This is a genomic window from Paraburkholderia sp. RL17-381-BIF-C (genome assembly GCF_046026435.1).
Classification (GTDB): Bacteria; Pseudomonadota; Gammaproteobacteria; order Burkholderiales; family Burkholderiaceae; genus Paraburkholderia.
This window is the reverse complement of record NZ_JARESX010000013.1, coordinates 46695-70565: the sequence shown is the minus strand read 5'-3', so window position 1 is coordinate 70565 and position 23871 is coordinate 46695. Positions and strand designations below refer to the sequence as shown.

Below are 23871 nucleotides of genomic sequence, written 5' to 3'. Positions count from 1 at the left end.
GCCGCGTGAACCGGCACCGGGGCGTATATGACAGTAGTGTTGCACATTTTTGCCATATTGTAATTTTGTGCGTTTAAATATACGCTCGTGTCAAGCTGTGGATGACTGTGTGCCGGCTCGTGGTCAGTCATGCATCGGGTTCGACGGCTTGACCACTTAATCATGAGGACTCTGGATGAGCCGCAACCTTGCGCTGTTCGACCTGGACCACACGTTGCTGCCGCTCGATAGCGATCAGGCGTGGGCCCACTTCATCGCCGGATTGGGTATAGAAGGCGCCGTGCGGCACGCGCAGGAAATCGACGATTACTACCGGCAGTATGTGGCCGGCACGCTCGACATGACCGCCTATCTGAACTACACGCTAGCACCGCTTGCTCGCCACTCGCGCGAGCAGCTCGACGCATGGCATGCGCAGTTCATGCAAGAGGTGATTGCGCCCGCCATCCTGCCGGCTGCGCGCGAACTCGTGCAACGCCATCTTGATACGGGCGACCTGTGCTGCATCGTCACCGCTACGAACGTGTTCATCACGGAGCCGATCGGCAAGGCACTCGGTTTCGAGCATCTGCTGGGCATCGAGCTCGGCACCGAAGGCGGCGATCCGTTGGCGCGCTTTACGGGAACGGCTGTCGGCACGCCAACCTTCCGCGAAGGCAAGATCACGCGCACCGAGAGTTGGCTCGCGTCGCTTGGGCACCGCCTGCAGGATTTTCCGCAGAGCTGGTTCTATAGCGACTCGATCAACGACGTCCCCTTGCTGGAACGCGTCACGCATCCGGTCGCGACCAATCCCGATCCACGCTTGCGTGCGGTCGCCGCGGAACGCGGCTGGCCGGTGATCGAACTATTTGCCTGAGCTTGTGTTTTATTGAGTTCGATGCGGCGCGGCAGCCGCCGCGCTACACGCGCCCTTTCCACGGCACGAGCCGCCGCTCGAGCGCTCGCATACCCAGATCGAAGAACCACGCGATCAGACCGATCAGCACGATGCCCATCACCACCACGTCGGTACGCAGAAAGCTCGACGCGTTCAGCACCATCTGACCCAGGCCCGCGGTGGCCGCGACCATTTCGGCGGCGACCAGCGTGGTCCAGCCGAAGCCGATTGCGATCCGCAGGCCCGTCAGAATCTCCGGTAGCGCGGCGGGCAGGACCACGTGCCGCACGATCTGCGAGAAGCGGCCGCCCAGTGAATACGCCGCATGAATCTGCTCGATCGTTGCGCTGCGCACGCCGGCGCGTGCGGCCATGGCAATCGGCGCGAAGCAGGCGAGATAGATCACGACGATCTTCGCCGTTTCGTCGATGCCGAACCAGATCACCACCAGCGGCAGATAAGCGAGCGGCGGCAGCGGCCGGTAGAACTCCAGCGGCGGATCGAGAAGGCCGCGCGCGACCCGGCTCACGCCCATCAGGATACCGACCGGCACGGCCGTGACTGCGGCGAGCGCAAACGCACCGAACACGCGCAACGCACTCCATGCGAGATGCGCTGAAAGCGGCAAGCCGCCTTGAATGCGGCCGTGCCACGCGTCGACAAAGGCGGCCCAGACGGCTTCGGGCGCCGGCAGAAAGAGCGGCGGCAGCCAATGCAGATGCGTGGCAAGCCACCACAACGCCGCGAGCGTCGTGACCGAGAGCGCGCTGAGTGCCGCGCTCGGGCCTTCGCCCGGCAAACGCCAGCCGCGTACGGGGCGCGCGGTACGCCGCGGCCGCTTGCCGGTCCCTGCGAGCGGCACATTGCCCAATGATTCACGCGAAGCCGTCACGACACCACCTCTTCCTGATTACGCTCGTGCAGACGATGCACCAACCGCTCGCGCCACTCGATGAAATCCGCCGACGACTTCACCGCGCGTGCATCGCGCGTCTGCAGGAAACGCTGTGCGAACGGCAAGTCGTAGCTATCGGCGATGCGGCCCGGACCCGGCGTCATGACGACGAGGCGGGTCGCGAGAAAGAGCGCCTCTTCGACGCTGTGGGTAATGAAAAACACCGTCTTGCGCGTGCGGCCCCAGACGTCGAGTACGAGTTCCTGCATCGACTCGCGCGTCATGGCGTCGAGTGCGCCCATCGGCTCGTCCATTAGCAGCACTTGCGGATCGCTGGCCAGCGCGCGGGCGATTCCCACACGCTGCTGCATGCCGCCCGACAGCGCATAGACTTGCGAGCGCGCATGCTTTTCGAGTCCGACGAGCTTCAGCATGTCGAGCGCAATGCGCTCGCGCTCCGCCTTGGGTACGCGTTGAAAACGCAAGCCGAGTGCGACGTTGTCGAGCACGTCGAGCCACGGCATCAACGCATACTTCTGGAACACCACACCGCGGTCCGCACCCGGCCCGATGACGGGTTCGCCGTTCAGCCGCACCTCGCCTTCAGTCGGCTGGATAAAGCCCGCAATGCAGTTGAGCAAAGTCGTTTTGCCACAGCCGGACGCGCCCAGCGCGACCACGAACTCACCGGGTTCGATACGCAGATCGACATCGGCCAGCGCGACATGCGGCGCCGCGCCGCGCGTACCTTCGTAGGCGACTTGCAATTGCCGTATTTCAAGACCGCTCATCGCCGGACCTCATGATGCTGATTGAAAACTGGCTGCGCCGATCAGTGCGCCGCGCGTTGCACGAACTGCGGATCGACACCGGTCGAGTAATCGGCCAGGACGTTCTGGATCGTGCCTTGCGTCTTCAGAAACGCCGCGGTCGCAGCCAGCGACTTCGCCGCACCCGATTGCGCGCCGCCGCCAAGCCATGCATTCGAAGCCTGCTGGGCCGGCGTCGGGAACGCGTACAACGCGAGGCTCGCCGGCACTTCCTGCGCGTTCGCGCCGGACTCTTTCGCGACCGCCTCGACCTGCGGCGACGAAGCCGTCCATGCGGAGGTGTGGTCGCGATAATTCGCGTCGGTTGCGGCCAGCACCTTCACGAAGCGCGTGACAAATTCGGCGTTCTGACTGGCGAACTTGCGATCGACCACGAACCCGTCGAACGTCGCCTTGCCGGTTTGCTGCGCGACCTGCCCCGAGGTGATGAGCACCTTGCCGCTCTTCTTGACCTTGGCCAGTACCGGATCCCAGATGTACGTTGCGTCGATGTCGCCCCGCTCCCACGCCGCCGCGACTTCAGGCGGGCGCAGGTTGACGATCTTGACGTCGGCCGGATTCACGCCTGCGCTCTGCAACGCGACCAATGTATGAAAGTGCGAGGTGGACACGAACGGCACGCCGATTTTCTTGCCTTTAAGGCCCGCGATGCTCGTGACATTGGAGCCGTCGCGGGCGACCAGCGCTTCGGCGTCGTTGATATTGTCGAGAATCCAGAACAGCGAAATATCCACGCCCTGCGACAGCCCGGCAGCGATGGGGCTGGAGCCGGCTTCACCGAGTTCCACCGAACCGGACGCCAACGCGCGGATCACGTCGGCGCCGCTGCCGAGTTTGCGGTAAGTGATCTTGTAGCCGGTGGCTTTCTCCACTTCGCCGGTGGCCTGCGCGTAGCGCCACGGCACCACCATGTCCTGATACGCAATCACGACTTCTTTGGTGTCGGCGTGCGCCACGGAAGCAAACGGCGCGGACAGCGCGAGCAGCGTGGCGAACGCGGTAAGCGAACGGCGAAAGCGGTTCATCGTGAAGCCTCATGAGTAGGTAGGGTTCGGGAGGCTTTCGACTATAGGCAGTTTGCTCGCGGCCGGTTCTAATTAATCCGCGATTGCTAATCACGCTGTTTTAGCATTGCTTTTCATGTTCGGTTGGTTAGCGGCGACTGCTGCTGCGTCATTTCGATGTGCGCCAGGCGGCGTCTATCCTCGTGTCGTTCGGCGCGGCTGACTCATCGCCACACCTTGAATACCGTAGCGGCGACACAGCACAGGAAGGCAGGCTGATGTGGCCTTCGCTAATCATGACCGCGACCGTCGCCGCCTCATTCGCACCACCTCATTATTCGTTAACCTAACTAATTTTTAATTGCCCCGGCTATACTTCCATGCACGTCCAACAGGGATATCCAATATGCCCAATCTGATCGACTACATTATCGAGAACCGCGAGCTGCGCTATCGCATTATCGAGCTCAGCATTCCTTTTTCCATCATCGGCGGAACGATGTCCTCGATCTGCATGCTGCTTGCACGGTACTACCGGTAACTCGCGGGAGCAGAACAACAGCGCGCGATTCCTGTTCTCGATCTTTCGCCGCCCCAAAGAAAAAAGCCTGCAACACGTGCAGGCTTTTCTCAATCCAACCGCTAGCGAAAATACTCAGACCACACCGGCTCCATGCGCCTGCAAATCTGCGTGGTAGCTCGAACGAACCATTGCGCCCACTGCGGCGTGCGTGAAACCCATCTTGTACGCTTCTTCCTCGTACATCTTGAACGTGTCCGGGTGCACGTACGAGCGCACCGGCAGATGGTGCTCAGACGGCTGCAGGTATTGACCGATCGTCAGCATGTCCACGTCGTGCTCGCGCAGGTCGCGCATCACTTGCAGAATCTCTTCTTCGGTTTCGCCAAGGCCAACCATCAGACCGGACTTGGTGGCCACGTCAGGATGCAGCGCCTTGAAGTCTTTCAGCAGCTTCAGCGAATGCGCGTAGTCCGAACCCGGCCGCGCTTCCTTGTACAGACGCGGCACCGTTTCGAGGTTGTGATTCATCACATCGGGCGGTGCGGCGTTCAGGATGCCGAGCGCGCGATCCAGGCGGCCGCGGAAATCCGGCGTCAGAATTTCAATGCGCGTCTCCGGCGAAAGCTCACGCGTCTGACGGATACATTCCACGAAGTGGGCCGCGCCACCATCACGCAAATCGTCGCGGTCAACGCTGGTGATCACCACGTACTTCAATTTCAGCGCAGCAATTGTGCGCGCGAGATTACCCGGCTCATCCGCGTCGAGCGGATCTGGGCGGCCGTGGCCGACGTCGCAGAACGGGCAACGGCGCGTGCACTTGTCGCCCATGATCATGAAGGTCGCGGTGCCCTTGCCGAAGCATTCGCCAATGTTCGGGCAGCTCGCTTCTTCACACACCGTGTGAAGATTGTGCTCGCGCAAAATCTGCTTGATTTCGTAGAAACGCGAATTGCCGGTGGCCGCCTTGACGCGAATCCAGTCCGGTTTCTTCAGCTTCTCGATCGGGATGACCTTGATGGGAATACGGGCGGTCTTGGCTTGGGCTTTCTGCTTCGCGGTAGCGTCGTAGGCGGCGGGGGCCGGCACGGCATCAGGAGCGGGAGAAGCTGCGAGGTTCGCGGTAACGTCAGTCATTCGTTCGGTCCAGTCAGGCGGTGAGTGCACCGGCCTGTGGTTGGGCGACGGCCGCGGGACTGCCGTCGAGGTTTGCGGTGAGGCGTGCTGCAAAGGTATGGGCCACGTCGTCCCAGCCGGCGGTAACGCCTAGCGTTGCCATATCGACCGTTTCGAGCCCTGCGTAGCCGCACGGATTGATGGCCAGAAACGGTCGCAAATCCATGCTCACGTTCAGGCTCACGCCGTGATAGCTGCAGCCGTTGCGGATTTTCAAACCCAGCGCCGCGATCTTGGCGCCGGCATGCAACCCGGCGTCCGGCCCGGGCGCCACGTAGATACCGGGTGCGCCCGCCTTTCGTTCTCCGGCGAGATTATACGCCGCAAGCGTGTCGATCACGGCTTGCTCGATCCGCGTGACCAACTCGCGCACCATCAGCTTGCGACGGCGCAAATCGAGCAGCAGATAAGCCACGACCTGGCCGGGCCCGTGATACGTGATTTGCCCGCCCCGGTCGACTTTGACCAGAGGAATGCCGCTGTCGGCGGCCAGCAGATGGGCGGGATCGCCCGCCTGGCCTAGCGTAAAGACGGGAGGGTGTTCGACCAGCCAGATTTCGTCGGGGGTATCGGCCGTGCGCTCGTCGGTGAACGCGCGCATGGCGTCGAAACTGGTCTGGTAGGGTTCGCTGCCACGCCAACGCAGCGTAAGCGGCACAGAGGCAGGCAAGGGGTTGGGTAAAACCGGGGTGGCGCACATGATTTCGCCAGTTTACCGAAATACGGGAATCCTCGCCGGAACTGGGCGCGTTGGGCGCGTCGCGTCGGGGCCGACTCGTTCCCCCATGAAGGGCAAAACCGGTGTGGTCCAGCCTCGCCGGTCTTGCCAGCCGCCGTCGCGTGGCTCAGCCAGCAGCGTGCTCAGGCCAGAGGCGACGCTCAACCGTTCAGCGGCATCGTTCGCCGAACCTGGCGCGCCCGTGGTATCCGTCAAACCGTCCGCCAGCCGCCCCGCACGCGCGCCGCCAGCCGTTCGCCGATCCGCGCGAACCAGTTCAGCGCGCGCTCATCGCAACGCGTCGGCACGGAAAACGCCACCTTTGCCTGCGTGTCGCCTTCAGCGCTCAGCCACAACCGTTCTCCGCGCCGAAGTCGCAGCGTGTGACCGGGTTGCAGCCAGTAATCCTCGATGTCGTCGCTGCGTGTGACCCATACCGCGCCGCCGCGAACGACCAGCTTGGTACTGCGCGCCACCTTCAACGGAAGTGTTTCGCCACTGCGGATTTCAAACGCGATGCTAGAGGAAATTTCTCGCATGATGCCCTCGCCAAAAAACGTTTCGTGACTACAATCCTAGGCGTAGCAAGGGTTTACGCAAAACGATCTATTTTCACCTCTATGTGAGAAATATTGGCATGGACCTCCGGCAACTCCCCGCACTGAACGCGATCAAGGCGTTCGAGGCCGCCGCCCGTCACGAAAGCTTCTCGCGCGCGGCCGACGAACTCTTCGTCACCCACGGCGCCGTCAGCCACCAGATCCGCGCGCTCGAGGCCGAACTGGGCGTCTCGCTGTTCGCGCGCGACGGCAAGCGCGTGCGGCTCACCGAGACCGGCCGGCGCTATGCCACGCACGTGCGCTCCGCGCTGATGGCGCTCGCCGACGCCACCCGCCAGATCCGCGCCGGCGACCGCGAGCGGCGGCTTGTCGTGTCCATGCTGTCGTCGTTTGCGGCGCGCTGGGTGACGCCGCGCGTCGGCAGCTTTATCGAGGCGCATCCGCAGTGGGACCTCGAACTGCTGTCCACCAACGCACTAACGGATTTCGCGCGTGACGACGTCGACGTGGCGATCCGTTTTGGCTTCGGCAAATATTCGGGGTTGCATTCGGAATTGTTGCTGGAGGAGATTTTCTTTCCCGCCTGCGCGCCGAATTTCAACGGCGGCAAGCTGCCGCAAACGCCGGCCGATCTGGCCAACGTCCCGCTGCTGCGTTCCGACGACGAGCTATGGCGCCCCTGGTTCGACGCCGCCGGCCTCACCGACTGGCCCGAGCCGAAGCGCGGCGTGTTGTACCAGGATTCGTCGAATCTGCTGCAAGCGGCCATCGACGGCCAGGGCGTCGCGCTCACGCGCCGCTCACTGGCCATGCACGAGATCGCGGCAGGCCGCCTTGTGCGTCTATTCGATGTGGATGGACCGAGCCCGTGGCAGTACTACTTCATCTGCCCGCCGCAGATGCTCGAAACCGCCCGGGTCAGGGCGTTTCGCGACTGGGTGTTCGAGGAAGTGGGACGCTTCAAGCAGCTTTTCGACCGGGCTTGCGAGGCGGGACCCGGCTCAAGCGCGGGAAGGACGGCGGACGCATTGCGCATCACGCCGTAAATCAGACGCGGGGAGAAGCGTTACAGCACGACCTTCACCATTGGGTGGCCGGTGAGTGCGCGGTAGATATCGTCGAGCTGATCGCGGCTCGTGGCGCGCACCGTGACGGTCAGGCCGGTGTAGTTGCCACCGCTGGACGGCCGCATCTCCACGCGCGATTCGTCGACTTCACTGTCGAACCGCCGGACCACCGTAACGATCGTCTCGGCGAACTCGGGATGCGATTTGCCCATGATCTTGATCGGGAAATCGCAGGGAAACTCAAACAGTGATTCGTTCACGGGACTCATTTTCTACTCCTTGCTGCGCCTCGCGCGCTTCCTGGGCCTTGGCTCGCTGATAAGCCGCGTACAGCGCCGCAAAGACCGCACCCGGTTTGCCCTCGCCGACAGGCTCGCCGTCGAGCCGCGTGACCGGCAGCACTTCCTTGGTTGCCGAACTGACAATGATCTCGTCCGCCGCGCGCAGTTCGGCCTCGCCAATCTCACGCGCTTCGAAACGGATGCCGCATTCGCCCGCCAGTTCCTCGATCAGGCCGTACCGAATCCCTTCGAGAATCTTGTGGCTGCGCGGCGGCGCGGACAACACGCCGTCCTTCACCATCCACACATTCGACGACGACCCTTCGGTCAGCATGCCGTCGCGAAACTGGATGGTCTCAAACGCGTCGTTCTCCGCGGCGTATTGCGCCATCAGCACGTTGCCGAGCAACGAGACCGACTTGATATCGCAATTGAGCCAGCGACGATCTTCCGCGGTGACGCAACGCACGCCTTGCGCGCGCTGCGCCGCGTCCGGCAGGTTCAGCGGCGTGACCATCACGAACACGGTCGGCTGAATGCCGGCCGGAAACGCATGACCGCGTTTCGCGACACCGCGCGTGACCTGAATATAGGCAATTGCGTCCTGATCGGCGCGCAAACCGCCATCCGCCTCGTTCGCCGCGACCACCTGCCCGATCAGCGCGCGCCAGCCGGCGTCGTCGAACGGATTGGCGATGCCGATCTTGCCGACCGAGCGCGCGAGCCGCGCCAGGTGCTGCTGGAAACGAAACGGCGTACGGCCGCCCGCTTGCGCGGGATGAGCGTAGAGCGGCGCGACTTCGTAGATACCGTCGCCGAAAATAAAGCCGCGGTCGAGAACAGGCACGCGCGCTTCGGACAACGGCACCAACTCGCCGTTCAGATAGACAATCGGATCAGGCGAAACATCGGTAACAGCGGTCATTGCAATCGGGCTCTTACTTCTTCTTGTTGAACATGAGCATCAGCGAATCCCACACGCGGCCAACCACGCCGGCTTGCGGAACGGCCTGCAAGGCCACCACCGGGAACTGCGCCAGCACCTTGCCGTCGGCGACCAGCTTCACCGTGCCGACCTGCTGACCGTTCGCGAGCGGCGCGATCAGCGGATCGATCTGCTCGATCTGCGGCTTCACCTTGTCGCCCATGCCCTTCGGCACGGTGATGTACTGATCGCCCTTCACGCCGATCTGCACGGTGTCCTGCGCACCCTTATAGACGCGCGGCGTGCCCACCACCTGATTCGCCTTGTACAGACGCACCGTGTCGTACGCGGTGTAGCCGTAGTTCAGCATCTTCAGGCTGTCCTGCACGCGGTCGTGCTCCTTGGTCTCGCCCATCATGACCGAGACGAGACGGCGCGATGCGTCCGTCGTGCCCGGCAGCGAACGCTTCGCGCTGGCGATCAGGCAGTAACCGGCGGCTTGCGTGTGACCGGTTTTCAGACCGTCCACCGTCGGGTCGATCCACAGCAGGCGATTGCGGTTCGGCTGCTTGATCTTGTTGTACGTGAATTCCTTGACCGAGAAAATGTTGTAGTAGTCGGGGAAGTCGCGAATCAGACGCGCCGACAGGATCGCGAGGTCGCCCGCGGTCGTGTAGTGCTGCGGGTCGGGCATGCCGTTCACGTCGGCGAAATGCGTGTGCTTCATGCCGAGGCGCTGCGCTTCGGTGTTCATCATGTTGACGAACTGCGCTTCGCTGCCGCCGACCAGTTCGGCCAGCGCGATCGCCGCGTCGTTACCCGACTGGATGATCATGCCGTAGACCAGATCGTGCACGGTCACCGGCTTGTTCGCTTCGATGAACATGCGCGATTCGTCGGTGCGCACGCGGCGCACGGCTTCGCTCGGCATGACCGTCTGTTCCATCGTGATCTTCTTCGTCTGCAGTGCTTCGAAGACGAGGTACGCCGTCATCAGCTTGGTGAGCGACGCGGGTTCCACGCGTTCGTCGGCGTTGCCCGAGGCGAGCACCTGATTGCTGGTGGCGTCGACGAGCACCCACGAGCGCGCGTTCACCGCCGGCGGCGGCACCTGCGCGAACGCCGTGCTGGCGGCGAGCGTGGCCGGCAACACGATGCCGAGAGTCACGGCACGGCTAAGCGTAGGGGAAACGAAGGAAGCAACAGAAGGGAACGACGTGCGGCCGGAGGTGGAGAAACGCATAGGGTCGATTCGTGCAGAAAAGTACATCGCGCGCAGGGCGCATTGTTTGGAAGAGCCGGTCGGCGGCGTCTGGCCGTAAAACGACACAGCGCCATTGGACTTCCGGCCACGCGATCGGTTCGCGCAGCACGCCCTGCATCCGGCACCGCTGCGGCGAAAAGACGCTACGCGTCGCGCGAACTGCCGGATGGGCGGCGCTGCGCCCAAAAAAGAGTCGCCATTATACGCGTGCTCTCCCGGTAACTTTGCGCAAAGGCCGGCGATTAATTTGCGTTTGCGCGTACCTGTACCCCGGAAAACACACGGCGCATGCCGATCACCGCCACGCGTCGACAATGATCCGCTTCAGAACGTGCAGCTTGCGATGCAGAAAATGTTCCGCCCCCGGAATCACGACCACGGGCAATTCCTGCGGACGCGCCCAGTCGTAAACGGATTGAATGGGAACCGTCTCGTCGGTCTCGCCGTGAATCACGAGCGTGTTTTCCGGCACGGGCGCGACCTCCCAGCGGCTCGCCGCCGTGCCGACCAGCACCATTCGCTCGACCTCCTGACCTTCTTCGCGCAGCTTCGCGGCCACGTGAGACAGCACGAAAGTGCCGAACGAAAAACCCGCGAGCACGAGCGGCAGATCGGCCTGGCCCGGTTCGGCCCGCATGTGATCGAGCACGGCGCGCAGGTCGTCGCGCTCGCCGATGCCCGCGTCATGCTCCCCTTGCGTTTCGCCGACGCCGCGAAAATTCGAGCGATAGGTCACGTAGTTCAACTGCACGAGCGTGCGCGCTAGCGTTTGCGCGACCTTGTTGTCCATCGTGCCGCCGAACAACGGATGCGGATGCGCGACCAGCGCGATGCCGCGCGGCGCGGCGCCACTCTCGCGCGTTGCGTCGGGCAGATCCAGCGCGACCTCGATCTTGCCGACCGGGCCGTCGATCAGATACTTCTTGGTATGTGTGTTCATGGCGAGGCTTATTGATCGATTTTCAGACGCTCGACAATCTTGCCGTTCACGAGATGCGAGTCGACGATTTCGTCGATGTCGCTCTCGTCGACATACGTGTACCAGACGCCTTCCGGATACACGACGAGCGTTGGGCCGAGCTCGCAGCGGTCGAGGCAACCGGCCTTGTTGATGCGTACCTGACCCGGACCTGCGAGACCGAGTTTCTTCACGCGTTTTTTCGCATATTCCTGCATCTCCTGCGCGTTGCAGTTCGCGCAGCTCGGGCGCTCGGCGCCGGGCTCGCGCTGATTGAGACAGAAGAAGACGTGGTACTTGTAGAAGGAGTCCATGATGTCCGGGGCGAAACTGCCAGGGTGGGAATGGCGCTGAATGCACGACGGCGCGCCTGTTGTGCGAACGATTATAACGAGCGGGACCGGCGGCCGCCGATGCCGGCTGCGCTTCGCTCGGGCTTTATGCGTGCTTCACGCGCCGCCTGAGCCACGCCTGCTCGACCACATACGCCAGCCACACCAGCGCCGCGTACGGCCAGATCCATGCGAGCCAGTGCGCCAGACCGTTGAAGTGCAGATAGCGCCCTTGCCGCCAGTCGGCGAGCACGGCATCGAAATAAGGATTCACGGGCAACAGATTGACGAACACCAGCGCGACCGTCAGCGCGACACCTGCCAGCATCGCGCGGGACCGGCGCCGCAGTCGCAGCGCGCACAGTGCGGCCGCGGCGCCGCACACGAGCCCCGCGAGCGCGCCGGGCGTGGCCCAGTCGAACGCGAGACCGGACTGCGACTGCAAAAACGTCGCGCCGACCTTCACGCACAAGGTCATGAAAATGAACAGGAGCAACAAACGCACGCGCGGCGCATGCCGACGCACCGGCAACGACGCCAGCGCGAGCGCCGCGAACAGGTTGAGCGTGGTGATCACCGCTTCCCACACGTCGTCGGGCATCCAGGCGGCGACGACGGCCGGCCAGGCGCCAACGTGCCAGCCCGGCGGCGTCCACGAGAGCAACGCATCCTGGGTGGTCGAATCGAAACGCAGCCAGAGCGCGCGCGGCCAGTTGCCGAGACCGAACAGGCGTGGCGCCGGGTACATCGTCGCGAACGGCCACGCCGCGACCAGACACGCGAGCGCGGCGCGATCGCGCTCGAACCACACGAGCCGCAAGCGCCGCAGCAAACCGCGGTCGAGCAGCGCGCCCGTGGCCGGCGACATGATGGCCGCGCCGAGCAGCGCGCCGAGCGCATTGGCGGCGAGATCGAGGTTGGAGGCGACACGCGTCGGCAGATAAGTTTGCACGGCTTCCATCGCGCCTGACAGCAGCCCGCCGAGCACGAAGGCGAGCGCGACTGCCAGCGTGCCGCGCCAGCGCGGATAGAGCGCAAGCACCACCAGCGCGCCGAACGGCATATAGCCGAGCACATTGGTGACGACGTCGAACGCCGTCAGGTACTGCGGCATGGGATCGGACAGGAAAGCAAACGGACCGAGGCCGAGCGAACGCCAGCCCGAAAACGGATACCACGAACCGTAGACGATCAACGCGGCATACAGCACCAGCGCTTGCCGGGCGAGCGCCGACGGACGGCGCAGCCAGGACCGTTCGCTCATGCAGCGCTCCGTTGCGTGCGCTGCGAGCCGGTCATTGCGCGGCGACCAGCGCCTGCACGCCGAGCCACGCGCCAATCTGCGCGACCAGATCGTCGCTGGCGCTGGCGAGCGCCTGCGCACCGCCGGCGGCGTCCGCCGACCTGGACGGCGCGCGCGCGATAAAGGTGCGCTGACCGATCACCTTGCCGCTCTGAATCAGCGTGGCGCGCGCGGTAACCGCGGCGTGACTTTCGGACTGGCTGTCGAAAACCTGTTCGAACTCGCTCAGATCGACCTTCAACACCGGCGCGGACACGCCGTCGGCGCCCGTCAGCACGGTGCCGCGCGAGCTGAGCGCGCCACGCAGACGCTGCGTCAGCAACTGCGAAGGCATCATGGTCCAGTGGCTGTTCGCGTAAGCAGCGGTCTGCTGTGCGTCGGCGAAGCTAAGACGGTAAACCAGCTTGTCCGATTCGAGCACGTCCGGTGCGCTGACGTCGAGCACCTTCACAGCCGGTGACGTACCCGCGGACGCCGCCGGAGCCGGCGGCCCGAAGTCGTAGCGAATGTCCGAGAGCGCCGCGGGGTTACCGGCGCAGCCCGCGGCCAGCACGCCGAATGCGAGCAACACCGCTAGCGCGGCGCTCGAGGAGAACAATCGGTGAATCGAGCGTGACATGACAATCTTCCTTTCTTCAAACCTTCAAAATCATTTGGCGGCGCGAGCGGCAGGCCACTGGAATCCTGCTTCGCCAGGGCCTGGCGCCACACCAGGCGCGCCGAACAGCACACTGCGCGGACTGGTGCTGAACGTATCGGCTGCGCGATCCACCGAGCGGGCGGCGGAGCGCACGTCTTCAGCGAGCGAATTGACGCGCGGCAAGGTGTCGTAGCCGACCCGCGCCGACAGTTCCTGCAACGAGCCGTTCATCGACGTCAGCGCATCACCCGCCTGTTGCGCGGCCGTGCCGACCTTGTTCAGGTTGGTCTCGAACGGACCGTTCGGGCGGTTCAGCCCGGTGATCAACTGATTGGTCGACGCCAGCGTGCGGTCCAACTGATCCAGCGTGCCGGGCAACTTGCCGGCGGCCGGCGCGATCTGCTGGGTCAGCGTGGCGACGCCGTCCGCAGCCTTCTGAAGGCTCGCCGCCGTGCCTTGCAACTGCGCGGCCATTTCCGGCGACAACAGATTGTCGACGTCGTTTGCGACTTTTTCGAGTTTACGCAGCAGCACGTCGCCGCGTTGCTGCAGTTGATCGAGCAAGCCGGGGCGCATGGGCAACTGCGCCACCTGTTTGGCCGAAGACGGCAGTGGCGTCGGATCGCGCCCGTTGTCATCCAGCTGGATGAAGGCGATACCGGTCACGCCCTGGAAACCCAGGCTGCCGAATGTCGAATGCGTAATCGGCGCGTGCGTGTCCACGAGAATACGGATCAGAATCTGCCCTGGATGATCCGGATCGAATTTGATCGACTGCACCTTGCCGACGTCGAGCCCGCGATAGCGCACCGCAGCGTCGGTAAACAAGCCCGTGACGTTGGTGCGCGCAATCAGATCGTACGGCACCCGCACGGAACGGTCGACGTTGAACAAAAAAGCCGCCACCGCGACTGCCGCCAGCAAAACGATCGTGAAGAGCCCGGCCCAGAAGGCATGTGATTTGTTTTCCATTGTCAGGTTCCCTGGTTCACAGCGGCAATTCGGACGACGCCGGCTCGAGCGCGGCGCGCGGCAGCTTCGCGCGGCGCTCCGGCGGCAACGCCTGCAATGCGCGCCGCCCGCGCAAGCCGAGGAAATACTCGCGGATAAAAGGATGATCGACCGCCGCCGCCTCTTCGACCGGCGCGGCGACCAGCACCTTGCGATCCGCCAGCACGGCGACGCGGGTGGACAGCGCGATCATCGTGTCGAGATCGTGCGTAACCATCACCACCGTCAGGCCGAGCGCGCGGTGCAGCGCGGAAATCAGCTCGACGAATTCATCGGACGCCTGCGGATCGAGTCCGGCCGTCGGCTCGTCGAGAAACAGCAGTTCGGGTTCGAGCGCGATAGCCCGGGCAATGCCCACCCGTTTGATCATGCCGCCCGACAGCGCCGACGGCATTTTCGACGCATGCTTGCACGGCAGGCCGACCATCTCGAGCTTGAGCATCACGATGTCGCGCAACAGATCTTCGGGCACCTGGCCGAGTTCGCGCACCGGCTGCGCGATGTTGTCGAACACCGAGAGCGACGAAAACAGCGCGCCGCGCTGGAACAGCATGCCGGAGCGGCTGCGCATGAGCAGCGCGGTTTCCGGCGAAATGGTTGCGAGATTCTCGCCGAACAGCTTGATGGTGCCGGACGACGGACGCTCGAGACCGAGAATCTGCCGCACCAGCGTGGTCTTGCCGGAACCCGAGCCGCCGACGATCGCCATGATCTCGCCGCGCCGCACGTCCAGATTCAGATGCTGGTGCACGATGTTGCGGCCGTAGCGCTTGGTCACGTCGATCACTTCGATCACCGGCTCGGCGATCGAGGGGACGGGTTGGCCACGCACGGCCTGAGTGAGTGGCGCGATCATCCGAGCCCCACGTTCTGGAAGAGGATCGCGAACACGGCGTCCGCGAGAATCACGATCGTGATCGAGGTCACCACCGAGGTCGTCGTGCCTTCGCCGAGACTTTGCGAATTGGCCTTGATACGGAAACCGAAGTGACAGCCGACGATCGCGATCAGCATACCGAACACCACGCCCTTGCCGAGCCCGATCCACAGATTCGCAACCGGCACGACGCCCGGCAACGCCCGCGCGAAGTAGCTCATGTCGATGCCGAGCACGATCTTGGCGGCCAGTGCGCCGCCGGTCAGCGCAATGATGTTGGTCCACATGACGAGCAGCGGCATGGCCACGCCGAGCGCAAGCACGCGCGGCAGGATAAGCCGCAGGCCGTGCGGAATGCCCATCACGCGCATGGCGTCGAGTTCCTCGGTCACGCGCATTACGCCGATCTGCGCAGTGATGGCCGAACCCGAGCGGCCCGCCACCAGAATCGCCGAAAGCACCGGCCCGAGTTCGCGAATCACCGAGAGGCCGAGAATATTGACGATGTACTGGTTCGCGCCAAAAAGCCGCAGTTGCTGCGCCGACAGATAGCTCAGCACGATACCGATCAGGAACGCGACCAGCGCCGTGATCGGCAAGGCCTTGGTGCCAGCGTTATAGATATTCGCGGAGATCTCGGTCCACGGCGTGATTTTCGGCTTGCGCACGATCTCTATCAGATCGAGCACGACGCGCCCGAGCATGGCCACGCCGCCATACAGATGCTCGAAGAACGAGAAGATCGCGAGTCCCAGCCGCGTGAACGGATCGAGTTTGATCACCGGCTCGGCTGTCTCGCGCACGGTGTCGAGCAGCGCGATGCGCTCGAAAATGTCGCGCTGCGTGTCGGTGAGCGTGGTATCCGCCGGCATCTTGTGCCCCCACACGCGCCACAGGGCCTGGCCGCCGACGTGGTCCATCCGGTCGATGCGCGACAGGTCCCAGTGGCCGATACCTTCGGTGCCGACCAGTGAACGCAGCAGCGGAATCACGTGCCCGGTGGCCCGGTCGCGGGCGAGCGCGAGCGCCGTCCACTGGCCCGAGAGCCGGACGATCTTGCCTTGGCTGCCTGCCGCGACTTCGAGGCCGGGCGGAGTGTCGTAGTTCAAGGATCGCTGAATCTGGTTATCGGTTTAGGGGCCATTGTAACGAAGGCGCGGCAGAAGGACCGTCCACGTGGGCTGAGCGCGTTCGCTGTCGCTACAATATGAGTCATGAACGCTTCCAAGACTCCCCCGCAGGCCGCCGCCGCAGCCGCGCACCCAACCGATTGGCGCATCGACCGCGAGCGCGCCGTCGCCCTGTTCGGCCCGCAGGCGAACGATTGGCCGATCGAGATCGTCGAGGAAACCGGCTCGACCAACGCCGATTTGATGGCCCGCGTCAAAGCGTTGCCGCGCAAGGCCGGCGCATTGCCGCGGCCGATCGTGCGGGTCGCGTATCTGCAGACGGCCGGGCGTGGCCGCCGCGGCCGTCCGTGGTACGCGGAGCCGGGCAATGCGCTGCTATTTTCGGTGGCCTGCGTGCTGCCGCGCCCGCTCGAAGGACTCGCGGGCCTGAGTCTCGCCGTGGGCGTGGCGCTGGTCGACGGGCTGCGCTCGCTGCCGGTCGCGGGTCCCGGCCAGATCGCGCTGAAGTGGCCGAACGACGTCCTGCTCGAAGGCGACAAGCTGGCCGGCATCCTGATCGAAACCGCGTGGAGCACGGATAAAGCCAGCGCGGTGGTGATCGGCATCGGCACCAACGTGAAGGGCGCGGACGAACTCGCCGCCAAAGTCGGTGCGCTGAACGCCAGTGCGCCGCCGCAGGCGCGCGGCACCGTTCCGACCGCATTGCAGCGCGCGCTCCCCAACGCCAACCTCACCGATACGCTCGCCGCCGAACTGAATGCACTCGAACCGGCTTTGCAGCGCTTCGGCGCTGAAGGCTTCGCGCCGTTCCAGGCGCGCTGGAACGCGGTGCACGCTTACGCAGGCCGCGAAGTCGTGTTGCTGGAACAAGGCGAGGAACAGATGCGCGGCGTGGCGGCGGCCGTCGACGAGCGCGGTCAGTTGCTGCTCGATACCGCGACCGGCCGCCAGATCGTCGCGACCGGCGACATCTCGCTGCGTCTGGCCGACGGTGCTGCATGACGCGCGGCAAGCCTGATCTGTTGATCGACGCCGGCAATAGCCGCATCAAGTGGGCGCTGGTGCAGACGGGCGGTTCGCAGATTGCGGGCGGCGCGCTGGGGCACGGCGGCGAGGATCAGCCGGACTGGTCGAACTTGCCCACGCCCGGCGGCGCATGGTTGTCGAATGTGGCGGGTGAAGGCGTCGCGCAGCGGATTGCCGCGTTGCTCGACGCGCACTGGCCACACTTGCCGCTCACCACGATCCGCGCGTGCCCAGAGCAATGCGGCGTGACCAACAGCTACACCGCGCCGCATACGCTCGGCAGCGACCGCTGGGCCGGCATGATCGGCGCGCACGCGGCGTTTCCCGGTGAACATCTCCTGATCGCGACGTTCGGCACGGCCACTACGCTCGAGGCATTGCGTGCGGACGGCTGCTTTGTCGGCGGTCTGATCGCGCCGGGCTGGACTTTGATGATGCGCTCGCTCGGCGAGCACACGGCGCAACTGCCGACGCTCGACGCCAATGCGGCCCGCGGCCTGCTCGACGGCAGTTCGGCCGACGCAGTACGCCGTGGTCCGTTCTTCGCAACCGACACGCCGCGCTCGTTGTCCGCCGGCTGCACGTTGGCGCAAGCGGGGTTGATCGAGCGGATGTGGCGTGATCTGCAGGAAGAGTGGCGGGTGCCGGTACGGCTCGTAGTCAGCGGCGGCGCTGTGGACGAAGTGGCGAGTGCACTGAAAGTGCCGCATACTCGCCACGATTCGCTCGTGCTGTCCGGTCTTGCGCTGATCGCTGCCGAGCGCGCAGCTTAACGCGCGGCCTGATCGCGGCGATATGGATAACCGCGGATAACGGCGGCTCAACTTCTGGACGGGGAAAACCAACAATGCTGCGCTGGCTGATCGCCATATTGTTTCTTGCCAACATGCTGGCATTCGTCGCGGTGCGCGGCGTATTTGGCCCGACGCCCACAGCCGGCGGACGCGAGCCCAACCATCTGAACCGCCAGGTTCATCCGGAATGGTTGAAGGTGAAGCCGGTCACGGCAGCCGAGGCCGCCGATCAGGCAGTGGTGGGCGGACCGGCACCGGCGGCGCCGATCGCGGCCTCCGCGCTGTCGCAGTAACGCGGGCAGTTACGCGTTCGGCCGTCAAGATTCGAAACGCAAGGAGCCAGTTCGACACGGCAACTTTACCGCGGCACCATTAAGCGCCATTGAGCGCCACTCAGCCATTAGCCCTGAGTACGGACTTTCTTCAGCAACGCGGTGGTCGAGCGGTCATGCTCGAAGGGAATCGCCAACGCCTTGCCGCCCCAGCCTCGCACAATGGCCGACTCGGGCAACGTGTCCATGTCGTAGTCGCCGCCCTTGACGAGCACATCCGGCCGAAGCGCCGAAATCAACTCCACGGGCGTTTGCTCGCCGAAGCACACCACGTAGTCGACGCTCTCCAGCGCTGCCAGCAACGCCATGCGGTCCGCCTCGTTATTGATGGGCCGGTCGTCGCCTTTACCGAGCATGCGAACCGATGCATCGCTATTCACGCCGACAATCAGGCAGGCGCCCAAAGCCTTGGCGTCCGCGAGATAAGTGACATGCCCGCGATGCAGGATATCGAACACACCGTTGGTAAACACAACTGGCGCGCTCAGCGAAGGACGCAGCGTCGCCAGAGCATCGCGCGTCAGGATCTTGCGTTCAAAAATGGCAGCCATGAAGGAGTCGGAAAGAGACAAGGAAGTGCCGTCACGATACACGGTGAACGGCATGAAGCAAAAAGGCCCGGCAAGCTCGCGCGTGCCAGGCCCTTCCTGAAGCCCTCGAGCCGGTTCGCGGCGCGCGCCGCAAACCGGAGTCAGGCGCTTTCGACCATCAAGCCGGCTGTTCGGCCGACTTCTGCTCGGCCTGCAGACGCAGCACCACTTCCTTGCGGTAGCGGTTCAGTTCCTGCGCCGTGTTGAACGTGCGCTCGAACAGAATCGACAGGTTGTGCAGAATGCGCTCCACCACCTTCTTTTCCCAGCTGTCGTCGAAACGGATCTGCTCGTCGAGCCAGCGTTCGAGCCATTCCGGATCCGGCAGACGCGATTGAATCGTGTCGCGCGGGAACAGCGCCTGGTTCACGTGCAGGTTGGTGGGGTGCAGCGGCTTTTCCGTGCGGCGAGCCGATGCCATCAGCACGCCGATCTTCGCAAACGCAGCGCGCGCGATGTCGCCGGTTTGCGACATGGCCTTCTTCATGTAGCGCAGATATGCGCCGCCATGACGCGCTTCGTCGCGCGAGATCGTTTCGTAGATGTGCTTGATGACCGGCTCGGTGTGCCATTCGGCGGCACGGCGATACCAGTGATTCAGGCGGATTTCGCCGCAGAAGTGCAGCATGAGCGTTTCGAGCGGCGGCGCCGGATCGAATTCGAAGCGCACCGCGTGCAGCTCTTCTTCGGTCGGGCACATTTCCGGCTTGAAGCGGCGCAGATATTCCATCAGCACCAGCGAATGCTTCTGTTCTTCGAAGAACCACACGCTCATGAACGCGGAGAAATCGCTGTCGTGATGGTTATCACGCAGAAACATTTCCGTGGCGGGCAACGCCGACCATTCGGTGATCGCGTTCATCTTGATCGTCGCCGCCTGCTCGTCGGTCAATAGCGATGCATCGAACTTGTCCCAGGGAATGTCTTTCTCCATGTCCCATCGAACGGATTCGAGCGATTTATAAAGTTCCGGATAAAGCATGGTGTTCATAGTCCCACCCCTGTTCTGCGCATACTGTCTGTGTCTGTTACTACTACGTGTAGCACTTTTGCTCACGACGAACGGATCGCACCGGGTGCGCGCCGTTTGCCGGCCAAGCATTCAATTTTACGCGGTAATCGGCCGCCCAGATGCACCTGGCGGCAAAGAAGTCCTGGCGTTTTGCGCCTACGCCTAACCTTAGGTTATGCGCTGCGCGGCCAACCGTGGGTGAGGGATACCCGTGCCTGAGGTCGAGCCAGTCTGCGATCAAGGCCGCACCGTCCAGCCCTGCGCCGGGGATACCGGCGGCAATGCAGCAAGGGCGGTTGGATTGGTTGTATTCAGCGCACGCCCAAAAGCCACATAAAAAAGCTTACACAATGATAGCACGCTGACCTGACGCAACCCGCACTGCAACAGACGCAATTCCGGTGCCTGGCTGATCTCGCGCAACCCATTGCGAGATTCGCGGAGTGTGTCGAAGATCGGCGTCAAATCCATGACAGACGGCGAATTCGCCGTTTCGGGCAGCGCCAGGGCTCGGACTCGCGCCGCCGCGTTTCATTCCTTCTGTTAGATAGACTTTTTCGTGGTTCTCGGGCTGGCGCTCGCACCACTTGTGGTGCTCGTACCACTCGTGCGCTTGGCCGACGTCGGCGCCCGCTTCGCCGCCGGCCGCGTAGCCGCGTGCTCCGCTTCCTGCGCGGGGGGCGGCGGCGCGTCGCTCGCCGGTTCAGCGCCGGATGCCGACGCCGCCTCTTCGCCTGGCGCGGAATCGGTTGCCGCGCTGCCAGCCGCGGCCGCCGGCTGCGTCATCGCGAACTGGGCGATCTGGTTGAACTGGGATTGCAGCAGATTCCACCACGCGGACGCGTCGAAGGGCGGCGCTGCCGGCGTTTGCTCTTCGTCGCCGGAGGGCTCTTCGGCCGACGAACCGGCGCTCGCCGAAGCAGCCGGTGCCGGGGTGGGCGCCGGTGCGGCCGGATGCGGCCAGCCCGTCGGCGCTGTGGGACTCGGCGCGGCGGAGGCCGCCGCGGGCTGCGTCATCGACGACTGCGCGAAGGCGCCGAACGCGCGCAGCGTCGCGAGCGTCGCGCGCTGCACTTCGAGCGCCTGAATCGCGGACTGCAACATGTTCAGATTCAGCTTGAGCCATTGCTCGACCGCGCGCATGTCGGTGATGCGCTTGTCGAGTTCCTCGACATTCGTGAGCGGTGCCATCATGTCCGACATCATGGAGAGCGAGGGACCGAGGCTGCCGCCCGGTTGCGCGCCGGAGAAAGCCGAGCCGAACGGCGACATGCGCATCATGCCCCACATGCGCTCGAGCATTTCAGCGGGCGGAAATCCAGGAAAGCCGGGAAAGGGCGGCGTGGAGCCAGGAGTGTCAGTCATGCTTGTCGCCTCGCTGCATAAAGAAAGGAAGGGGCGCCGTGCCGCGCGCGTCTGATTCGATCATACCGCGCGGACAGTGGCGTCACGAGCGCTCGCCGTCCGCCGCGTTGCCTCCCGACGATTTCCCGCGCCACGGGTCGGCGCCGCCGAAATCCGGCGCGCGCCGCTCGCGCAGCGAGTTCACGCCTTCGCGCACATCCGGCCCGGCAAAGCCCATGAATTCCAGCGCGAGCGACGTATCGAACGCGGGCCCTGCCGAGCGCAGCCAGTTGTTCAACGCGTATTTGGTCCAGCGAATCGCCGTTTGCGAGCCGTTGGCAAGCTTCTGCGCAACCTCGAAAGCCTTCGGCAGCAGTTCGTTTTCGTCGACGGCAAGCGACACGAGGCCAATACGCTCCGCCTCTTCGCCGCTCACCGGTTCGCATAGCATCAGGTAATACTTGGCTTTCGCCATGCCGCACAGGAGCGGCCACACGATCGCCGCGTGATCGCCCGCGGCCACGCCCAGACGCGTGTGGCCGTCGATAATGCGCGCCGTCTTCGCCGCGATCGAGATGTCGGCGAGCAGGCCCGCCACGAGCCCCGCGCCCACCGCCGGCCCGTGCATGGCGGAAACGACCGGCTTGCTGCAATTGATCACGTTGTAGACCAGATCGCGCGCCTCGCGCCACACGCGCGCGCGCACGTCGAAATCGGTTGCCATGTCTTCGACGAGTTGCAGGTCGCCGCCGGCCGAAAATCCCTTGCCCTCACCGCGAATGATCGCCACACGCGTATCGGGATCGCGGTCGATGTCGCGCCAGATCTCGGCGAGTTCGAAGTGCATGCGCGCGTTGGCGGTGGCGAGTCCGCTCTTGTTGGCGCCCTCGCCGCTCATCACGACTTCGAGCACGCCGTGCGCATGGCGATGCAACTGGAGCGACTGATAGTGCGCGTAAAACGCGTCGTTACGGTGTGGTGCCTGAGACATGATGAGCAATCCGTATATCGGTGTATCTGTTGAACCGGGCCGCGTTCATTGAGCGCGCCGCCACCGCACGTGCAAGCGGCGCGAAAAACATGAAACGGCCCAGCGTTTTACTGAGTGGCGCATGCGCCGCTCGTTCAGCGCGGCTGATAAACCCACTTCCCATTCTTGATCTCGACCATCACACGCGCCCGTTGATCGAGCCCGAGGTGATCGGTGGCGCTCATGTTGACGACGCCGTTGGTATCCGCGAGACCGCGCGTCGCTTCGAGCGCATTGCGCAGTGCACGGCGAAATTCCGGCGAGCCCGGCGCGCCGCTTTTCAGCGCGACCGGTACAGCCTGACCGAGCAGCATGCCCGCGTCCCATGTGTACGAGCCGAACGCCGACACGCTGCCCGTGCCGCGCACGGCTTCGAAGCGCGCGATGTAGTCGAGCGCGAGGCGCTTGGCCGGATGATCCGCCGGCAATTGCGCGGCGACCAGCACCGGACTCGCGGGCAGGAAGGTGCCGTTGCAATCCGCGCCGCACACGCGCAGGAAGTCGTTATTGCCGACCCCGTGATTGTGATAGATCAGCCCTTTGTAACCGCGTTCCCGCAGCGTCTTCGGCGGCAACGCGGCGGGCGTGCCGGCCGCGCCGACCACCACGGCATCGGGATGCGTCGCCAGAATCTTGAGGACCTGGCCGGTCACGCTCGGATCGGTGCGATTGAAGCGCTCGCTCGCCACCATACTGATGTGATGCAGTTGCGCGAACTTCGCGACCTCGGTGTAGAAGGTTTCGCCGAGCGCGTCGGCCTGGCCGATGAACGCAATGGTTTTAACGCCGTGCAGGCTGGCATGTTCGGCAATCGCCGACGCCATCATCGCGTCCGTTTGTGGCGTCTTGAAGACCCAGTGGCGTTTCGCGTCCACCGGCTCGATGATCTTCGCCGACGACGCCAGCGAGATCATCGGTGTTTCACCTTCGGCGACCACGTCGATCATCGCCAGCGAATTCGGCGTGATCGACGAGCCGATGATCGCATCGACGTGATTTTCGGAGATCAGCTTCTTGGTGTCCTGCACGGCCTGGGTGGTATCGGACGCGTCGTCGAGCACGATGTATTCGACGCTCTGACCGCCGATCTGCTTGGGCAGCAACGCAACCGTATCGCGTGCGGGAATGCCGAGCGACGCGGCCGGCCCGGTCAGCGACAGCACGAGGCCGATTTTCACCTGCGCCAGCGCAATGCCGGGCAATACGCCGGCAACTGCCGCGCACAATGCAAGGGCACGACGCGCGAGCCGCTTATGCGAACGATTCACGCGCAGGCTCGATGCGCGAGCGCGCCGGCTTCCAGGTTCAAGGGTTTCGATTTGCGGCATGCTGTCTCCTCACGGTTTTTCGTTTTTGATGTGCTGCCGAT

The 23871-nt window shown here is 64.1% G+C and carries 28 protein-coding genes; 6 read left to right on the top strand and 22 right to left on the bottom strand.

Annotation, left to right across the window (positions count from 1 at the left end; all coding sequences use genetic code 11):
* The first annotated feature begins 175 nt into the window (after nucleotides 1–175).
* Nucleotides 176–859 (top strand): histidinol-phosphatase, encoded by a 684-nt coding sequence (locus P0D70_RS11115; protein WP_408184528.1) that lies wholly within the window; start codon nucleotides 176–178, stop codon nucleotides 857–859.
* A gap of 43 nt (nucleotides 860–902) precedes the next feature.
* Here P0D70_RS11115 and P0D70_RS11110 read toward each other — a convergent pair whose 3' ends face one another.
* The 3 genes from P0D70_RS11110 to tauA are packed head-to-tail and all read right to left on the bottom strand — an operon-like array spanning nucleotide 903 to nucleotide 3630.
* Entirely contained in the window at nucleotides 903–1772 is an 870-nt protein-coding gene (locus tag P0D70_RS11110; protein ID WP_408184527.1) for an ABC transporter permease subunit, read from the bottom strand.
* On the bottom strand, nucleotides 1769–2566 hold the full coding sequence (locus P0D70_RS11105; RefSeq protein ID WP_408184526.1) for a taurine ABC transporter ATP-binding protein: 798 nt from the start codon (nucleotides 2564–2566) through the stop codon (nucleotides 1769–1771). The genes P0D70_RS11110 and P0D70_RS11105 overlap by 4 nt, the downstream gene beginning before the upstream one ends.
* A 41-nt stretch (nucleotides 2567–2607) precedes the next feature.
* Nucleotides 2608–3630 carry a taurine ABC transporter substrate-binding protein gene (gene tauA, locus P0D70_RS11100; RefSeq protein ID WP_408184525.1) on the bottom strand — a complete coding sequence of 341 codons (1023 nt, stop codon included), beginning with the start codon at nucleotides 3628–3630 and terminating at the stop codon, nucleotides 2608–2610.
* 385 nt (nucleotides 3631–4015) lie between these two features.
* Between tauA and P0D70_RS11095 the strand changes: the two genes are divergently transcribed.
* Nucleotides 4016–4150: a hypothetical protein gene (locus P0D70_RS11095; RefSeq protein WP_286161997.1), complete on the top strand. Its 135-nt coding sequence runs from the start codon at nucleotides 4016–4018 to the stop codon at nucleotides 4148–4150.
* 114 nt (nucleotides 4151–4264) lie between these two features.
* Here the strand turns inward: P0D70_RS11095 and lipA are convergent, their stop codons facing one another.
* The 3 genes from lipA to P0D70_RS11080 all read right to left on the bottom strand — a co-directional run bounded on the left by lipA (nucleotide 4265) and on the right by P0D70_RS11080 (nucleotide 6565).
* Nucleotides 4265–5269, bottom strand: coding sequence for a lipoyl synthase (lipA, locus tag P0D70_RS11090; RefSeq protein ID WP_091796890.1), 1005 nt, complete (start codon nucleotides 5267–5269; stop codon nucleotides 4265–4267).
* A gap of 13 nt (nucleotides 5270–5282) precedes the next feature.
* A complete protein-coding gene (lipB, locus tag P0D70_RS11085) occupies nucleotides 5283–6008 on the bottom strand; it encodes a lipoyl(octanoyl) transferase LipB (RefSeq protein ID WP_408184524.1) in 726 nt (241 codons plus the stop codon).
* A 230-nt stretch (nucleotides 6009–6238) separates the two neighbouring features.
* Nucleotides 6239–6565, bottom strand: coding sequence for a DUF2917 domain-containing protein (locus tag P0D70_RS11080; RefSeq protein WP_091796892.1), 327 nt, complete (start codon nucleotides 6563–6565; stop codon nucleotides 6239–6241).
* Between the two features lie 98 nt (nucleotides 6566–6663).
* On the opposite strand from P0D70_RS11080, the gene P0D70_RS11075 reads away from it, so the two are divergent.
* Entirely contained in the window at nucleotides 6664–7632 is a 969-nt protein-coding gene (locus P0D70_RS11075) for a transcriptional regulator GcvA (protein WP_091796893.1), read from the top strand.
* A 20-nt stretch (nucleotides 7633–7652) separates the two neighbouring features.
* Here the strand turns inward: P0D70_RS11075 and P0D70_RS11070 are convergent, their stop codons facing one another.
* The 10 genes from P0D70_RS11070 to P0D70_RS11025 all read right to left on the bottom strand — a co-directional run bounded on the left by P0D70_RS11070 (nucleotide 7653) and on the right by P0D70_RS11025 (nucleotide 16353).
* Nucleotides 7653–7922, bottom strand: a complete 270-nt coding sequence (locus tag P0D70_RS11070; RefSeq protein WP_408184523.1) for a DUF493 family protein — start codon at nucleotides 7920–7922, stop codon at nucleotides 7653–7655.
* The gene (locus P0D70_RS11065) at nucleotides 7894–8859 is read right to left on the bottom strand and encodes a D-amino acid aminotransferase (RefSeq protein ID WP_408184522.1); all 966 of its coding nucleotides are present in this window, start codon (nucleotides 8857–8859) and stop codon (nucleotides 7894–7896) included. Before P0D70_RS11065 ends, P0D70_RS11070 begins: the two co-directional genes overlap by 29 nt.
* A 13-nt stretch (nucleotides 8860–8872) precedes the next feature.
* Complete coding sequence (locus P0D70_RS11060) at nucleotides 8873–10102, bottom strand: D-alanyl-D-alanine carboxypeptidase family protein (RefSeq protein ID WP_091796896.1); 1230 nt, start codon at nucleotides 10100–10102, stop codon at nucleotides 8873–8875.
* 316 nt (nucleotides 10103–10418) lie between these two features.
* Nucleotides 10419–11063 (bottom strand): alpha/beta hydrolase, encoded by a 645-nt coding sequence (locus tag P0D70_RS11055; RefSeq protein WP_091796897.1) that lies wholly within the window; start codon nucleotides 11061–11063, stop codon nucleotides 10419–10421.
* An 8-nt stretch (nucleotides 11064–11071) separates the two neighbouring features.
* Nucleotides 11072–11395, bottom strand: a complete 324-nt coding sequence (locus tag P0D70_RS11050; RefSeq protein ID WP_408184521.1) for a (2Fe-2S) ferredoxin domain-containing protein — start codon at nucleotides 11393–11395, stop codon at nucleotides 11072–11074.
* Nucleotides 11396–11519: 124 nt separating this feature from the next.
* Entirely contained in the window at nucleotides 11520–12677 is a 1158-nt protein-coding gene (locus P0D70_RS11045) for a VanZ family protein (RefSeq protein ID WP_408184520.1), read from the bottom strand.
* Nucleotides 12678–12708: 31 nt separating this feature from the next.
* Complete coding sequence (locus tag P0D70_RS11040) at nucleotides 12709–13335, bottom strand: ABC-type transport auxiliary lipoprotein family protein (protein WP_408184519.1); 627 nt, start codon at nucleotides 13333–13335, stop codon at nucleotides 12709–12711.
* 30 nt (nucleotides 13336–13365) lie between these two features.
* Nucleotides 13366–14328: an MlaD family protein gene (locus P0D70_RS11035; RefSeq protein ID WP_408184518.1), complete on the bottom strand. Its 963-nt coding sequence runs from the start codon at nucleotides 14326–14328 to the stop codon at nucleotides 13366–13368.
* Nucleotides 14329–14344: 16 nt separating this feature from the next.
* Nucleotides 14345–15223 carry an ABC transporter ATP-binding protein gene (locus tag P0D70_RS11030; protein WP_091796902.1) on the bottom strand — a complete coding sequence of 293 codons (879 nt, stop codon included), beginning with the start codon at nucleotides 15221–15223 and terminating at the stop codon, nucleotides 14345–14347.
* On the bottom strand, nucleotides 15220–16353 hold the full coding sequence (locus tag P0D70_RS11025) for an MlaE family ABC transporter permease (protein WP_408184517.1): 1134 nt from the start codon (nucleotides 16351–16353) through the stop codon (nucleotides 15220–15222). The genes P0D70_RS11030 and P0D70_RS11025 overlap by 4 nt, the downstream gene beginning before the upstream one ends.
* A gap of 105 nt (nucleotides 16354–16458) precedes the next feature.
* On the opposite strand from P0D70_RS11025, the gene P0D70_RS11020 reads away from it, so the two are divergent.
* The 3 genes from P0D70_RS11020 (at nucleotide 16459) to P0D70_RS11010 (ending at nucleotide 18487) form a co-directional block, all read left to right on the top strand.
* Nucleotides 16459–17376 (top strand): biotin--[acetyl-CoA-carboxylase] ligase, encoded by a 918-nt coding sequence (locus P0D70_RS11020; RefSeq protein WP_408184516.1) that lies wholly within the window; start codon nucleotides 16459–16461, stop codon nucleotides 17374–17376.
* Nucleotides 17373–18173 (top strand): type III pantothenate kinase, encoded by an 801-nt coding sequence (locus tag P0D70_RS11015; protein WP_408184515.1) that lies wholly within the window; start codon nucleotides 17373–17375, stop codon nucleotides 18171–18173. The genes P0D70_RS11020 and P0D70_RS11015 overlap by 4 nt, the downstream gene beginning before the upstream one ends.
* A 74-nt stretch (nucleotides 18174–18247) precedes the next feature.
* The gene (locus P0D70_RS11010) at nucleotides 18248–18487 is read left to right on the top strand and encodes a hypothetical protein (protein ID WP_091796909.1); all 240 of its coding nucleotides are present in this window, start codon (nucleotides 18248–18250) and stop codon (nucleotides 18485–18487) included.
* Between the two features lie 107 nt (nucleotides 18488–18594).
* On the opposite strand, the gene rfaE2 is transcribed toward P0D70_RS11010, so the two are convergent.
* From rfaE2 to P0D70_RS10980, 6 genes are all read right to left on the bottom strand, one after another.
* Nucleotides 18595–19077 carry a D-glycero-beta-D-manno-heptose 1-phosphate adenylyltransferase gene (rfaE2, locus tag P0D70_RS11005; protein WP_408184514.1) on the bottom strand — a complete coding sequence of 161 codons (483 nt, stop codon included), beginning with the start codon at nucleotides 19075–19077 and terminating at the stop codon, nucleotides 18595–18597.
* 157 nt (nucleotides 19078–19234) lie between these two features.
* Entirely contained in the window at nucleotides 19235–20107 is an 873-nt protein-coding gene (locus tag P0D70_RS11000) for a ferritin family protein (RefSeq protein ID WP_091796911.1), read from the bottom strand.
* Between the two features lie 258 nt (nucleotides 20108–20365).
* Entirely contained in the window at nucleotides 20366–20599 is a 234-nt protein-coding gene (locus P0D70_RS10995) for a hypothetical protein (RefSeq protein ID WP_408184508.1), read from the bottom strand.
* A 72-nt stretch (nucleotides 20600–20671) separates the two neighbouring features.
* A complete protein-coding gene (locus tag P0D70_RS10990; RefSeq protein ID WP_408184504.1) occupies nucleotides 20672–21493 on the bottom strand; it encodes a PhaM family polyhydroxyalkanoate granule multifunctional regulatory protein in 822 nt (273 codons plus the stop codon).
* Between the two features lie 82 nt (nucleotides 21494–21575).
* Nucleotides 21576–22463: an enoyl-CoA hydratase/isomerase family protein gene (locus P0D70_RS10985; RefSeq protein WP_408184499.1), complete on the bottom strand. Its 888-nt coding sequence runs from the start codon at nucleotides 22461–22463 to the stop codon at nucleotides 21576–21578.
* Between the two features lie 134 nt (nucleotides 22464–22597).
* Nucleotides 22598–23830: an ABC transporter substrate-binding protein gene (locus tag P0D70_RS10980; RefSeq protein WP_408184494.1), complete on the bottom strand. Its 1233-nt coding sequence runs from the start codon at nucleotides 23828–23830 to the stop codon at nucleotides 22598–22600.
* Between the last annotated feature and the right edge of the window lie 41 nt (nucleotides 23831–23871).